The organism is Amycolatopsis sp. NPDC051758 (genome assembly GCF_044453095.1).
GTDB lineage: Bacteria > Actinomycetota > Actinomycetes > Mycobacteriales > Pseudonocardiaceae > Amycolatopsis.
Genome location: NZ_JBITCJ010000004.1, coordinates 663,316 through 678,309, shown reverse-complemented (window position 1 = coordinate 678,309; position 14,994 = coordinate 663,316). Strand labels below are relative to the sequence as shown.

Below are 14,994 nucleotides of genomic sequence, written 5' to 3'. Positions count from 1 at the left end.
TGACCGGGCAAGATTGACCGGAAGTGCCCGGGGACGTCGCAGGAGGCTCGAGGAAATGGTTTCACCGCCCGCACGGCTGGCCGCCGCGGCGTCGAACGTGGTCGGCAAGGTGCTGCACGGCGGGGTCGCCGACCTGCGCCCGATGCCGCGGGTGCTGATCGACCAGGGGCCCAACCGGTCGGTGTACCGGATGACGCACAGCAGCCGCCCGGTGTCCGGGCCGCCGATCCTGCTGGTGCCGCCGCTGGCCGCACCGGCGATCTGCTTCGACCTGCGCCGCGGCTGCAGCCTCATCGAGCACTTGGTCGAGGGCGGCCGCAACGCCTACCTCGTCGACTACGGCATGGTCGCGTTCTCCGATCGGCGCCTGGGCATCGAGCACTGGATCGACGAGGTGCTGCCGCGGGCGATCCGCAAGGTGAGCGCGGACGCGGGCGGCCAGGACGTGCACCTGGTGTCGTGGTCGCTGGGCGGCATCTTCTCGCTGCTGGTGAACGCCGACCAGCCGGACCTCCCGATCGGGTCGATCACCGCGATCGGCTCGCCGGTGGACTTCACGGCGATCCCGATCGTGGCGCCGTTCCGCCCGCTGGTGGACCTGACGAACGGCCACCTCCTGACGCCGATCTACCGCGCGTTCGGCGGGGCACCGTCCTATTTGGTCAGTCGGGTGTTCCGTGCAACGGGCATCAGCAAGGAAATCACGAAGCCGATCGCGATCCTGTCGCACCTGGACGACCGGGACTACCTCGCGCAGATCGAGGCCGTCGACCACTTCATGAGCAACATGTACGCCTACCCCGGGCGCACGTTCGGCCAGCTGTACCACCGGTTGTTCCGCACGAACGACCTCGCCGAGGGCAAGGTGGACCTCAACGGCCGCATCATCTCACTGTCGTCGGTGCGCGTCCCGACGCTGGTGGTGGCGGGCGAAAACGACACGATCGCACCGCGGCCGTCGGTCGAGCGCGTGGTGGAGCTGCTGGACAAGGCACCGGAGGTCCGGTTCAAGACGGCTCCGGGTGGCCACCTCGGCGTCCTGACCGGCCGCAAGGCGCGCGGCACGACGTGGCACTACCTGGACGAGTTCCTCGACGACCGGATCGCCGCCACGGCCTGATCGTGAAACCGGTCCCTGCCGATGCAAAAGCCGCCCGGCCGCTTCCCCTTCTCAGGGCTCAGCGACCGGGCGGCTTTCCGTTGTGTCACAACTACTTCAACTCCGCGGACGACTTCCCGAGCACGCGGCGAGCCACGATGAGCTGCTGAATCTGCTGCGTGCCTTCGAAAATGTCGAGGATCTTCGCGTCCCGAGCCCACTTCTCAAGAAGCGACTCCTCGCCGTAAGCCCCGGTCAGCTCGACGCACTTCAGTGCGATCTCCACCACCGAACGCCCCGCCTTGGCCTTCGCCATCGACGCCTGCAGCGAGTTCGGCTTGCGGTTGTCCGCCATCCACGCCGATTCCAGCGTCAGCAGGTACGCCGATTCGTAATCCGCCTCCAGGCGAAGGAACTCGGCCGCCGCCGCGTGCTGGGAGTTCGCCGGGCGGTCGTAGTCGATCTCCACACCCGCCTCGGTGAGAATCCGGCGAGTCTCCTCCAGTGCCGCCCGGGCCACACCGATCGCCATCGCCGCCACCAGCGGACGGGTGTTGTCGAACGTCTGCATCACGCCCGCGAACCCCTTCGCGGTGTCGATCTCCGGCGTGCCCAGCAGGTTCTCTGCCGGGACGCGACAGTTCTCGAAGCGCAGCACCGCCGTGTCCGAAGCGCGGATGCCGAGCTTGTGCTCGACCCGCACCACCTCGAAGCCCGGTGTGCCCTTTTCCACCACGAACGACTTGATCGCCGCGCGGCCCTTGGACTTGTCCAGCGTCGCCCACACGACCACCGCGTCGGCGCGCTCGCCGGACGTCACGAAGATCTTCTCGCCGTTCAGGACGTAGTGGTCACCGTCGAGGCGCGCGGTCGCCGTGATCGCCGCGGAGTCCGAACCGCACGACGGCTCGGTGATCGCCATCGCCGCCCACATGCCGGAGAAGCGTTCCAGCTGCTCGTCCGTCGCGACCGAGCCGATCGCCGCGTTGCCGAGACCCTGGCGCGGCATCGACAGCAGCAGGCCGACGTCACCCCAGCACATCTCGATCGTGCCGAGGACGACGTTCAGGTTGGCGCCGTTGCGGTTGCCCTTTTCCTTCTCGTCCTTGGACCGGCGGACGCCCGCCGCGCCCGCGCCGCCTTCGCCGGAGGAGTTGAGGCCGTCCAGCAGCGCCGCGAACATGTCCAGCTCGCTCGGGTACGTGTGCTCCGCGCGGTCGTACTTGCGCGAGATCGGCCGGAACACCTCGGCCGCGGCCTGGTACGCCTGGTTGATCAGCGCGCCGGCCTTCTTGGGAGCTTCCAGGTTAATCATCGTTAACGCCTTTCGCGAAAGCCTTAGAGGAGGACGGCGCCTTCCATGACGCCGATGGCGCGCAGGTCGCGGTACCAGCGCTCGACCGGGTGCTCCTTGACGAAGCCGTGCCCGCCGAGCAGCTGCACGCCCGCGCTGCCGATCTGCATGCCCTTGTCCACGGCCAGCTTCCGGGCCAGGGCGACCTCGCGGGCGTAGGGCTTGCCCTGCTCGGCCCGCGCCGCGGCGCGCAGCGTGACCAGCCGCAGGCCCTCCAGCTCGATCGCGATGTCGGCGACGGAGAAGGCGACCGCCTGCCGGTGGCTGATCGGCTCGCCGAACGCCGTCCGGTCGTTGACGTAGGGGACGACGTAGTCGAGAACGGCTTTCGCGGTGCCGGCGGCCAGCGCCGCCCAGCCCAGCCGCGAGAGCCGGACGAGGTCGGTGAAGACGTCCAGCTTGCCGCCGCCGAGCAGCGCGCCCGCGGGCAGTGACACCTTCTCGAGGTGCAGCTTGCCGGTCGCGGCGCCCCGCAGGCCCATCGCCGGTTCGGCTTCGATGGTGACGCCGGCGTTCGACGATTCGACGAGGAACAGTGCCGGGCCGCGGCCTTCGAGGTCGGCCGACACGATGAACAGCTCGGCCTGCGCCGCGCGCGGGACCAGCGACTTCACGCCGTCGAGCTGGTAGCCCTTCGGCGTGCGACGCGCCTTCGTCGCGGGCTTGAAGGGGTCGTACAGCGCCTTCTGCTCCTGCAGCGCGAGCGCCGCGGCGGGCACGTTCTCGCCGACGAACGCGGGCAGGTAGTCGGCCTGCTGCTGCTCGTCACCCCAGCTGACCAGCGCGGTGCTCACCGCGGACGGCGCGAGCACGGCCACGGCCAGGCCGAGGTCCCCGTGCGCAAGCGCTTCCGCGACGAGCGCGTTGGTGACGACCGAGCGTTCGGTGCCGACCCCGCCGAGCTCCTCGGGGATGCCGACCAGGCTGATGCCCAGCTCGGCGGCCCGGCTGAGCAGGCCTTCCGGGGCTTCGAGCTTGGCATCGGCGTCCGCGGCGGCCGGGCGCAGCTGCTCGGCGGCGAACTCCGTCACCGTCTCGACGATGAGCTGCTGGTCCTCGCTCGGCGTGAGGTCGAACAGCCCGGTGTCGCCGGCCGGCGCGAGCCGGGCGGGCTTGCCCAGCTTCTGCACCGACTTGAACGACCGGGTCGCCGCGCCCGCGGCGCGGAAGCCGGTGCGCGTCCCCGCGGTGACCAGGCCTTCGATGGGCTTGCGCAGCCCGGCCCGATCGACGACCTTGCTCCCGGCCAGCCGGGTCAGCGCGGAAAGGCCCCAGCCCATCGCGTCCCGTTTCCTTGGCGCAGCCATGTGGCCCTCCATCCGTTACCTACTCGCGAGTAGGTTAACGCGGTATCGGGCTCGGCGCCAGTGTGGGGTCTCTTACGAGTGATCGGTGTGCACCTGCCGCCGCCATTCCGCGAACTGAAGCCGTTCGAAGGTGATCAACCCGAGCACCACCCCGGCGACGACCACCAGCAGCACGGCGGCGGGCACGTGCTCCAGCAGCGGCGTCGCCGCGACGAGCAGTACGCCGACGACCAGCCGCTGGTGGTTCCAACTGCCGAGGTTGCGCTTGCGCAGCGCGCTCAGCGCGATCAGGTACAGCGCGAGCCCGCCGGTGAGCGTCCAGATCGGCACACCGTGGAGCGCTTCGCCGGGGCTGTGGTGCTCGGTGTCGGCGATGTAGAGGAAGGACTTCTTCAGCCCGAGGGCAACGAGCACGATCCCGGCGATCAGCGGCAGGTGCAGGAAGGTGTAGGAGTCGGTGGCGAGCTTGGTGCGCTCGGTCCCGGTGGCCCGCGACAGCCGGTGTTCGGACACCCGCGCGACAACGTCGAAGTAGGTCCACCACATCCCCGCGGCCAGCCCCAGCCCGCACACGGCGGCCCCCACGACCAGCCACGACATCGGCAGCGCCCCGATCCCGATGCCGATCGCCACGATCGACTCCCCGAGCGCGATGATCACGATCAACCCGAACCGCTCGGCGAAGTGCGCCGGCGAGTTCAGCCGCCAGCCGTCAGGCCCGGCGAAGTAGACGTTGAGGTAGTCGGCCAGCAGCGCGACGACCCACAGCCCCAGCTGCCACGGCCCGCTCAGGAGCGCGGCCACCCCGAGCAGCACCACGCTCGGCAGCAGCCCGACGAACATCCGCAGCAGCACCCGCCGCAGGGCCGGATCGTGTTTTGCCGCGCCCAGGTAGGCGACCAGGTGCAACAGCCGCACGAGCGCGTAACAGACGACGAACAGCGCCGGTGCGTACAGCCCGCCGGGGAAGTCGACAAAGGCTTCAGGGATGGTCAAGGAGACGAGGAACATCACGGCCATCGCCCCGAACATCGCCAGCCGAGCAATGCCGTGGTCAACGTGGATGGTGGTCCCGAGCCAGGCATAGGAGCACCAGCACCACCACAGGACGGCAAGCATGGCTATGCCCTGCCCGACACCCAGCAGGCTCAGGTGGTCGGCCATCAGCTGCGTGGTCTGCGTGATGGCGTAGACGAAGACCAGGTCGAAGAAGAGCTCGATGGTCGAGACGCGGTGGTCCTCATCCGCGCTCACCAGGTGCAGTCGTCTCGTGGGCACGCCGAATTATGGACGAAACAAGGCCAGAAGCAGCGCGTTTCGCCATAACGCCCTGCGCGAACATGGCCGAGCGTGCATGGGTCTGGGACAATGAGCGAGGGACGTGGGGAGGTGTTGTGCTTTCGCATCCAGCTGCGCTGCACCGGACGATCTTGGCGGTCGACATCGCCGGCTACAACGACCCGGGCCGCACCCTGGCCGACCTGCGGGAAGTGCACGAGGGACTCTGGGCGGTCCTGAAGGGCACGTTCGCGGAGACCGGCATCCCGTGGGACGTCTGCTTCGTGGAGAACACCGGCGACGGCGCGATGATCCTGTTGCCGCCGGAGATCGCCAAGGTGGACCTGGTCGCGCAGCTGCCCGAGCGCATGCACGCCGAACTGCGCCGCTACAACGTGGTGCACTCCGAGACGTCGCGCATGCACTTCCGGCTCGCGCTGAACGCCGGCGAGGTGCAACAAGGTGGCCACGGCTCGGTCAGTAAAGCCGTCAGCTTCACGTTCCGGCTCCTCGACGCGCCTGAAGCCAAGGCCGCCCAGAAGGCCACGGGTGCGGAACTCGCCCTGGTGGCTTCGGACACCTTCTACCACGACGTCGTGGCGGAGGACCCGGCCGCGGCTCCCGGTGACTATCGGCGGATTCCGGTGGTGGTCAAGGAAACCACCACCACCGCGTGGCTCCGGTTGCTGGGCGGCAGGACGACCGGCCCGCTCGTGGTCGAGCCGGTATCCGTGCCGGAGAAGGCGGACTTCCCGGCGCTGGTCTCCGCTCTGCTCGCCGTGCCGTGCGTGCGGAACGGCGAAAGCCGCCGGTTGGTGCTGGAGATGCTTCCCAGGCGGGAAATCGCCGACCTCGTTCCCCACCACCCCGAAGACCGGTTCCACGTGATCGCGCTGGCGCGGACCTGCCAGCGGTTCGACGGCGGACTGGCGGATCTGCTGACCGCCATCCGCGCGCTCGAACCGGAATCGCCGCAGGTGACTGCCCTGGCCGTGATCATCGAGCGCCTGTCCGGGGAGGAGCGGTGAGTCTTGTCCACGATTTGCCCTTTCGCGGGTCCGCCGAATAGGTAAACTCACGATCTTCGGGGCGGCTCCGCGGGGGCGGGAGGTGGTTCGGCAGGTGTCGGCACGGCGAGGGCGCGCCAATCTAGCGGTCCGAAAGGCGCTGGTGGACGTGCTGGCCGACGCGGGGTTCGGCTACGACAAGGCCCGCCGGATGCTCCTGGTTCACGAAATCGAGACCGTATTGGGGTGCCGTTTCACCTTTTCCGACCAGCTTTCCCCGCGGGACGAACTGCTCGAACTGGTCAATGCCTGCGTTCAGGCGGAGGACGGGCTCAGCGCTCTCGCCGACGTGTTCGAGTTGTTGCGCCCCGGCACTCCGGAATGCGCCGAAATCCGCCGTCTGGTGTCGACGGCGTGGTTGCACGACGTCATCCCGGAGGCGGAGCAGGATCGGATCCGGCCGTTGCTCACCGGATTGGCGCCACCGGGACTGGCGGTGGCCGTACGACGGGCCGGTCGTGACAGCGCGTTGCCGCTACCGCGTTATGAGGATGCCTGGACCGCTTTTGCCGATCTGACCGATATGAACTCGGCGCCCGCGGAACTTCCGCCTGCTCTCGTCTTCGTCGAGCTCGTCGGTGCCGGCTGCGGCGGCCGGCTGGGAGACACGCTCACCGAGTGGGCGGAGCGCCAGGCGCGCCGGTTACGGCTGCTCGACGCGCTCCGCCAGCTCCGTGAAGGGAGTGGTGCGCACGCACCACCCGGCCGGCTCCACCTGGTCATCGTGATCGAGCCGGATGGCATCGAAGCCGGTCGCTACCAGCTTTCGCCCTGGCGGCAGGACGAACCGGGGGAGTGGCCCCCGCCGCGCGGCAATGCGCGCCTGGCCTGGGCGGACGAGCTCGAGGACCAGGTCAGCGCGCTCATCGGCGAGGCCGAGGAGTACTGGGCGGGACTGGCCACGGATGTGGCGCTCGAGTTCGTCCTCCCGCGGACGTTGCTGAATCTTCCGGTGCATTCCTGGTCGACTGACCGCCGTTCGGGTGATCCCAGCCCGTTGTTCATCTCGTACCCCATCGTGATTCGTTCACTGGAACGGCTCGAGACACGTCAATGGCATCGCCGATGGCGATTGCGGTGGCAGGTGCTGAAGACGGATCCTTCCGTCGATCGGGTGTATTTCTGTCATGACAAGGACACCGAAGAGCCGCATCGCCTGGACGCCATCCTGAGCGACGAACAGTGGGTCATGATGGTGCTGACGGAGTCTCCGCCGGTCAACCCGGTACCCGGTCAAGATCAGCTTTTCGCGGCATTGCGAGCCGGGTTGCCGATTCTTGTGTGGCACCCGACTGCCGGTGTGGACGCCTTGCGCGAGGTGGTATCGTGGCTTGCCGGTGCCAATGGGCTGGGGGATTTGCCGTCCCGCACCCAGTGGTCCCGGCAAGCGCTTTTCTCCGATCGGGAAGTGCCGTTCAGTACTGACATTCTTCGTGATCTGGTGGTGTTGTGGGACGATCCGGGTCGGCTGGTCGGCGATGCGCCGAATGGCCCTGCGCGGACGTGAGCCGCCGATGACGTCGACGCAGAATTCCGAGACCACGCCAGCCTGGTGCATCTATCGCGGCACGGGACACCCGCTGGACGACATCGGACTGGCGGACCTGTTGCCGTCGGCGCCACCGTGGCGCACCTTCGACGGCGGTCCGCTCCCCGAGGTCGAGGTCGTTCCCGAGGACGACGGCGAAACCGATCGGCGACTCGGCCGCAAGCACCGGTCCGCGCTGCACGTCGATCCGCACGAGATCGAAATGGTCAACGCGGCGATCTACCTCCGCCGGCCGTTGCTCGTCACCGGCCGTCCGGGCAGCGGGAAGTCGAGCCTCGCCTACCGGATCAGCCGGGAGCTGCGGCTCGGCCGGGTGCTGCGGTGGCCGATCACCTCCAACACGGACCTGCGATCCGGGCTTTACGACTACGACGCGATCGGCCGGGCGCAGGCGGCGGCCACGGGTCCGGCCGGCGCCGCGCCGGGCGGGACGGAGGAGGAGCTCCCGATCGGGGACTTCCTCCGGCTCGGCATGCTGGGCACCGCGTTCCTGCCCCGGCGGCTGCCACGCGTGCTGCTCATCGACGAGCTGGACAAGTCCGATTCCGACCTCCCGCACGATCTGCTCAGCCTGTTCGAAGACGGGGAGTTCGCCATCCCTGAACTGACCCGGGCCGCGCGACGTGCTCCGGAGGTGGAAGTCTTCACCGCGGACCAGGACCAGCGGGCCCGGATCGACGGCGGCCGGGTGCGCTGTGCCGCGTTCCCGATCATCGTGATCACGAGCAACGGCGAGCGCGAATTCCCGCCGGCTTTCCTGCGCCGGTGTCTCCAGTACCGGACGAAGACGCCGAGCGCCGATCAGCTCGCGGCCATGGTGACCGCGCACGCCCTCGACCCGGACAACGAGCACCGGTCCCGGTTGATCGAGGAGTTCGTGGAGCGGAGCAGGGCCAAGGGGGCTCCGCCGGCCGACAAACTGCTGGACGCGCTGTACCTCGCGACCTCGGGCGCTTATCAGGAGGATGGTGAATCGTGGCCGCGGCTGGTGGACGCGCTCTGGCAGCACCTGAACTCGCCGGGGGCCTGAATGGCCGGAGTGCCGGACGCCCATGACCTGACGTGGCACGAAGTGGCCGACGCCCTATGGCTCGCCGCTGCGATGCAGGGGCGAACCCCGCACCTCGAGCACAGGGAAGCGCCGGTGTCCTCCGAACCCGACCAGTCCGAAACCGAACCCGTTCCCGAAAGACGGGAGCAGCCGGACGATGGCCCCCCGGCGTCGTGGCCCCACGAGTCCGGCGCCGGAACCGAGAGCCCGTCCGGTCATCGGCCGTTGCCCGGTGTGGTGATCGAACAGATCGACGGCGAAGTGCGGTCGAATGAGGAGCGTGGAGTGCCCGCGAGCATGTGGGAGCCGGTTTCGCCGGTGCCCGGCGGGCAGCACGACGAGCCGGTGTCCGGTGCCGCCGGCTCCGTACTGCCCGACAGCGCCGACATCGTCCGGGCGCTCCGCCCGTTCAAACGGAAAGTACGGTCCCGGAAGCCGGGTGACATCGAGCTCGACGAGGAACGCACGGCGGAGAATGCCGCGGAAAGCGGACGCTGGTGGCCGATCACCCGCCGGCGGCGGACCAAGTGGCTGGACCTGACTCTGGTGATCGACGCAGCGCCGTCCTTGGCGCTGTGGAAGCCGACGGTCACGGCTTTCGTCGGACTGGTGGAACGGCTCGGTGCGTTCCGATCGATCCAGCTCCGGCTCCTCGACACGGCCAAGGCCGGACAGGTTCAGGACGGCACGGTCATCGAGCCGGAGTTGCACGGCGGCACTCTGGAGACGCCTGTGCGGGGGCCGGCCGAAGTGCTCGACCCGTCCGGCCGCAGGCTGGTCCTGGTACTGACGGACGGGATGGACGACGCCTGGCGCCGTGATCTCGTGTCGCCGCTCCTGGCCGAATGGGCCCGGGCGATGCCAGTGGCAATCCTGAATCTGCTGCCGCAACGCCTCTGGCCGCGCGGCGGGCTCGACGTGCATCGCGCCGTGCTCACGACCTCCGGCCCCTTGCGCGCCAACCGGCAATACGGGCTCGAACTGCCGGACAGCTGGGTCGATCCGGAGCGAACCGCTGGGCTGGTCGCGGGTGCGGTGCCGGTACCGGTGCTGGAGCTCAAGCCGCGGTGGCTGCGCTGGTGGGCCGGGCTGGTCACCAGCGGCGGCGAAGAAACACGACCGGCCAAGGTGCTGCTGGCCCGGGACCGATCGCAGCCGCCGCGCGTGTACGAGCCGGCCCCCCGCTTCGACGAATTTTCGGCCCGCGATCAAGTAAAGAACTTTCGGGGTCAGGCGTCGCCGTCGGCTTATCGGCTGGCAACCCTGCTCGCCGCGGTTCCGGTGACGGTCGGCGTCGCCCGGGCACTCCAGGCCGAATTGATGCCCGGCTCGGAACCCGCTCACCTGGCCGAGGTGTTCACCAGCGGTTTGCTGGAACGCACGACCGGGGTCGCGTGGGATACCGCGAACTGGGACTACCCCCACCAGGTGCGGGAACTGCTGCTGAGCGGCGCTCGCCGATCGGAAACCGTGCAGGCGGTATTGGCGGCGCAGCGACTCGGCGATTCCGCGGGTGGATTTCTCACCCGTTTGCGGGACGCACTCGAGGAGCCGGACAGTACTCCCGACCCTGAACCCACGCCGGGAACCGCGCGGGAAGTAGCCCACGAGCGTGCCTTGATGGCTGCGTTGTCCGGCCCATACCTTTCGCGCGCAGGACGCCTTGACGCTATCGAAGCAGAGGCAGGCGCAGAACAGCAAGGCCCTACTCGGGTATCCACTTTAGACTCTAGACTCGAACCGGTGAGTGACACCATGTCCCAGGCGCCCGACCGGATTGCCGGTCTCCCGAGCGACCATGCCGCCCCTGTTTCCACCAGTCCCGGTGCCTCGGTGACGCGTCCGGCGTCCGGCGATGGCGGTGTCGAGCCCCGGGCGCGTGCCGCGTCGGGCGTGGCTTCACTGCAGCGGCAGGAACGGCAGGCGGCCGACGACACCCCACCGGTGTGGGGACGAGTACCGGCCAAGAACCCGAACTTCACCGGCCGGGACGAATTGCTCGGCCTGCTCGGGGCCCGCCTGGGTGCGGGGACCACCGCGGTGCTGCCCGCCGCTCTGCACGGCATGGGCGGTATCGGCAAGACCCAGATGGCCGTCGAATTCATCTACCGGCATCTGCAGGACTACGACCTGGTGTGGTGGATCCAGGCGACGGAGGAGACGCAGATCCGGTCGTCCCTGACCGAGCTCGCGCAGCACCTCAGGCTGCCCGGGAGCGAAGAGGCGATCACCGCGGTCCCGGCGGTGAGCGAAGCACTTCGGCGGGGGCGCCCGTACCGCCGGTGGTTGCTGGTGTTCGACTCGGCGGAGGATCCGGAAATGGTTCGCCGGTTCTTCCCCGTCAACGGACCCGGGGAAATCCTGGTCACGTCGCGCAACCCGGATTGGGTCGACATCGCCCGCCCGCTCGAGGTCGCCGTGTTCGACCGGCCGGAGAGCATCGACCTCCTGCGTCGTCGGGGGCCGGAGATCTCCGATGCCGAAGCCGACCAACTCGCCGACAAGCTGGGCGACCTCCCCCTGGCGATCGCGCAAGCCGCCGCGTGGCGGGCGGAGACCGGGATGCCGGTGCGCGAATACCTGCGCCTTTTCGACGAAAAGGTGACCGAGGTGCTGGCGACATCGGCGCCGACCGACTACGAAGCGTCCGTCGCCGCGGCCTGGAACGTTTCCTTCGACGAGCTGAGCCGGCGCAACCCCGCTGCACACCAGCTCCTGCAGGTGTGCGCGTTCTTCGCGCCGGAACCGATTTCCCGCAGCCTGTTCACCGGTGTCCGCGGGGTCGAAATTTCCACGGAGCTGGACGAAGCTCTGCGTGACCCGATGGAGCTCGGCCGCGCGATCCGCGACATCAACCGGTTCGGCCTGGCGAAGATCGACCACAGCAATGACACGCTCGTACTGCACCGGCTCGTCCAGGTGGTCCTGCGGAACCGGCTGAGCCGCCAAGACCGTTTCCACATGCGGCACGGCGCGCACATGCTGATCGCCAACCTCGATCCGCGCGACCCGGCCTCCCCGAAGCACTGGCCGCGTTACCAGATCCTGCTGCCCCACGTCTATTCCGCCGAGCTGGTCGAATGCAACGACCGCTGGGTGCGCCTGCTGGTGATCAACCTGATGCGGTTCCTCTACCACTGGGGTGACCACGACGGCGCGCTCGTGCTGGCGGAACGCGCCGTGCGGGCGTGGACGACCCAAGACGCCGACGCCGAGCACGGTGACCCGGCGAACCGCCCCGAAGCGAACCCGCAGGTGCTGCAGGCTTCCGAGCGGCTCGGGTTCTACTACTGGGTGGTCGGCCGGTACACCGAGGCGGCCGAGGTCACCCAACGCACCCTGGACCTCTATCAGGAGACCATGGGGGCGAACGCCGAGCAGACGATCAACGCGGAGCTGTCGGTCGCCGTCGTGCTGAAGGCGAAGGGTGAATTCGCCGAGGCGCGGGCGCTCGGTGACCGGACCTTCGTCAAGACGCGTGGTCTCTTCGGTGACGACGACCCGATGACGCTCAACGCGGCGCACGACTTCGTCGTCGCCCTGCTGCTGACCGGTGAGTACGAAGAAGCCCGCCGGCTGGCAGAGGAAACCTACGAGCGTCGTTCGCAGATCCTCGGCTACGACAACGACGCCACGATCTCGACGCAGGTGCTGCTCGTGATCGCCCGTCGTGAGCTCGGCGAGTACCCCTGGGCCCGGATCGAGCAGGAGCGGATCGCCGAACGAGCGGTGAAGCTCTACGGCGAAGAGAGTGTCGGCACCCTGCGCCGGCGGTACCACCAGGCTGTCGCGGCCCGCAAGGACGGCGACCACCCCGCGGCGCTGGAGCTTTCGCGAGCCGCCCTCGACCTGTTCAAGGTCCGCTACGGTGACAAGCACCCGAATGCACTGGCGTGTGCGCTCGGGCACTCGATCGACCTCCGGCACGCGAAGCAGTTCACGGAAGCGCGGACGCTCGGCGAGGAGGTTTTCGACCTCTACCGGGAAAGCCTGGGCGAGCAGCACCCGCACACGTTGTCCGCCGCGCTGGACCTCGGCGTCACGATGCGCCTGAGCGGGGACCCGGCCAGCGCGCAGGTGCTCGACCAGCGTTCGCTCGAGCAGATGCGCACGCTGCTCGGTCCGGACCACCCGCACTCGATCGTCTGCGCGATCGACGTGGCGAGTGACCTTTCCGCCTTGGGGCGGATCGAAGAGGCCGCAGCGATCGACGAGGAGATGCTGGCCCGGTCACGGCGAATCCTGGGCAAGGACCACCCGACAACACTGGCCGCGCAGCTGAACCGTTCCCTCGACCTCGGCGCGCTCGGCGAAGATCGTGAAGCGGACGAGCTCTACCGAGACGTGATGGAGCGCTACCGTCTCGTACTGGGCGATTCTCACCCGGGAACGATCAACGCGTCCAACAAGGTCCGCGCGGACTGTGACATCGACCCGATGCCGCTGTAGGTGACGTCGCCGAAGCCCCGGATCGTCGGGGCTTCGGCTGCCGGCACCTTTGTGCTGCAGGTTTCCATGAACTGCTCGGACGCGCGCCGGGTCAGTGGGTGAACCGGCCGATCCAGGCGGCGACCGCTTCCGGTGTCGGGGCGTCGCCTGGACCGCGAAGTTCGCGGTGCACCGCACGGACCAGTTCCGGGCGGTGCAGCAGTGCCCGGGCCGCCGGGCTCGTGCCGCGGGCCGAAAGGGCCAGGCCGAGGCCGACCAGCGCGGCGGGACTGTCCGGTGCGGACACCAGTTGCTCGCGGTAACCCGCGGCAGCGGATTCGGGACGTCCGTCCGTCAGGTCGTAGTCGGCGGCCGTCGCGCCGCGTACCGAGCGCCAGTTCTCGGCCAAGAGGCGCTTCCCGCCGGGCCCGAGACTGAGCCGGGTCAGGTCGGCGCGTGCGTCGTGCCAGGTGCCGTCCGGGACCGGGGTCGGGCCCGACGGCTCCAGGAGCCGCATCACCTGGGGCCGTGACCGTTCCGCGCGCCAGCACCTGGTCAGTTCGGCGACGGCCGCCGGATGCGGACGCAGGTGCCGGACCCGCCAGCCCGCGTAGTGGTCGGCGGCGGTGGTCGCCGCCATGGTCGCGGCCGGCGGCGCTACCGGTTCTTGCTGCCACGGTTTCAACCGCTCCGCGACCATGTCCAGGAAGCGCCGCCCCGGGTCGGTGAGCGCTTCGTCCGGCCGCACGATCTGCAAGGTGCGCCACGTTTGCCCGCGCCACAGGGCGAATTCGAAGGCCGCCAGGTCGTTTTCCGGTTCGTGCGCCGCGAGCCGCCGCCAAAAACCGGTCACGCCGAAGAACGCGTAGATTCCGTGGAGCACACCGCTGATCGGACGGGGATCATCCCGCCACGGCGCGTAAAGCCGTTCCCTATGGTCGTTTTCCGTGAACCGGGCCAGGTGTTGCATCCCGCCGAGCCGAATGTGGTGGAACTCGTGCACCAGTGCGGCGGCCAGGGATGCCGGGTCCGGCGAATACGCGATGACGGCGCTGCCGAAGGCCTCCCCGGTCGACGCGCTCGGCTGGCGGAACGGCACGGCGGGTTCCGGCACCAGGGAGTCCAGGCCGTCCGGGAGCGCATCGGCGACCTCGGGCAGGTGCCGCACGAGCAGCCCCCACGCGTCGCCGAGCACTGTGCGCCACGAGCCGACCTCGGTCTGGGAGAGTCGGCGAGGGGGGATGGGTTCGTAGAGCCCGCGATACGGATCGAGGTCGTCGAGCCGGACCGACAGCCGGCGACCCGCGGTCGACACATCCGCACGACGGATGCCCGACCAGCCCGGCGCGTCGGTCGCCGGATCCGCGGGCACGAGCACCCGGGAGTACCAGTTTTCGACCACGGTCTCGCCGGCCCGGCTGTGGATCTCGGCGACCGAGAACGGCTCGTCCGTGGTCAGGTGCGCGATGCCGAGCGTCGGGAGTGGGACGCGCCCCTGCCAGACGGGTAGGTCGATGTCGAAGTCGAGCCCGCCGTGCACCGCGGCCGCGGCCGCCAGGCAGTGCACGTGCCCGGTGTGCACCCACATCGGGCACACGCCGGTTATCTGCTGGTGGAACAAACGTGTCGTGTAGCCCGCCCAAGTGCCCGTGTACGGATGAGCGAGAATCCGTTCGACGGATTCGGGAGCGGTGCGCTGCACCCACTCCAGCAGTTCCCAGGCCGATTCCGGGGCGGACAACGGGCCGAACCGGTCGTGGGACTTGTTCGCCAGATCAACGAGGCCGCGCAGGAGGAGCAATCTTCTGCTGCGCTCGGCCGCACGAAGCCGACGCACCGGTTCAGGCCCGCCCTCGCCTCG

Annotated in this window: 9 protein-coding genes; 5 read left to right on the top strand and 4 right to left on the bottom strand. The window is 69.1% G+C overall.

All coding sequences use genetic code 11. The features are described 5' to 3' along the window. Window positions 1-55: 55 nt before the first annotated feature. Window positions 56-1,120 (top strand): alpha/beta fold hydrolase, encoded by a 1,065-nt coding sequence (locus ACIA5G_RS22720; protein WP_395926194.1) that lies wholly within the window; start codon window positions 56-58, stop codon window positions 1,118-1,120. Window positions 1,121-1,211: 91 nt separating this feature from the next. Here the strand turns inward: ACIA5G_RS22720 and ACIA5G_RS22715 are convergent, their stop codons facing one another. The 3 genes from ACIA5G_RS22715 to ACIA5G_RS22705 all read right to left on the bottom strand — a co-directional run bounded on the left by ACIA5G_RS22715 (window position 1,212) and on the right by ACIA5G_RS22705 (window position 5,038). Next, the gene (locus tag ACIA5G_RS22715; RefSeq protein WP_395926192.1) at window positions 1,212-2,414 is read right to left on the bottom strand and encodes an acyl-CoA dehydrogenase family protein; all 1,203 of its coding nucleotides are present in this window, start codon (window positions 2,412-2,414) and stop codon (window positions 1,212-1,214) included. A 23-nt stretch (window positions 2,415-2,437) separates the two neighbouring features. After that, a complete protein-coding gene (locus tag ACIA5G_RS22710; protein WP_395926514.1) occupies window positions 2,438-3,733 on the bottom strand; it encodes an acyl-CoA dehydrogenase family protein in 1,296 nt (431 codons plus the stop codon). 99 nt (window positions 3,734-3,832) lie between these two features. Then, window positions 3,833-5,038, bottom strand: a complete 1,206-nt coding sequence (locus ACIA5G_RS22705; RefSeq protein WP_395926190.1) for a low temperature requirement protein A — start codon at window positions 5,036-5,038, stop codon at window positions 3,833-3,835. A 116-nt stretch (window positions 5,039-5,154) separates the two neighbouring features. On the opposite strand from ACIA5G_RS22705, the gene ACIA5G_RS22700 reads away from it, so the two are divergent. From ACIA5G_RS22700 to fxsT, 4 genes are all read left to right on the top strand, one after another. Beyond that, the gene (locus tag ACIA5G_RS22700) at window positions 5,155-6,066 is read left to right on the top strand and encodes a hypothetical protein (RefSeq protein ID WP_395926188.1); all 912 of its coding nucleotides are present in this window, start codon (window positions 5,155-5,157) and stop codon (window positions 6,064-6,066) included. 142 nt (window positions 6,067-6,208) lie between these two features. Next, window positions 6,209-7,612, top strand: a complete 1,404-nt coding sequence (locus ACIA5G_RS22695; protein ID WP_395926186.1) for a hypothetical protein — start codon at window positions 6,209-6,211, stop codon at window positions 7,610-7,612. Between the two features lie 7 nt (window positions 7,613-7,619). Beyond that, entirely contained in the window at window positions 7,620-8,684 is a 1,065-nt protein-coding gene (locus ACIA5G_RS22690; protein ID WP_395926184.1) for an AAA family ATPase, read from the top strand. After that, complete coding sequence (gene fxsT, locus ACIA5G_RS22685) at window positions 8,685-13,154, top strand: FxSxx-COOH system tetratricopeptide repeat protein (protein ID WP_395926182.1); 4,470 nt, start codon at window positions 8,685-8,687, stop codon at window positions 13,152-13,154. Between the two features lie 91 nt (window positions 13,155-13,245). Here fxsT and ACIA5G_RS22680 read toward each other — a convergent pair whose 3' ends face one another. Then, window positions 13,246-14,970, bottom strand: coding sequence for an aKG-HExxH-type peptide beta-hydroxylase (locus tag ACIA5G_RS22680; RefSeq protein WP_395926180.1), 1,725 nt, complete (start codon window positions 14,968-14,970; stop codon window positions 13,246-13,248). Window positions 14,971-14,994: the final 24 nt, after the last annotated feature.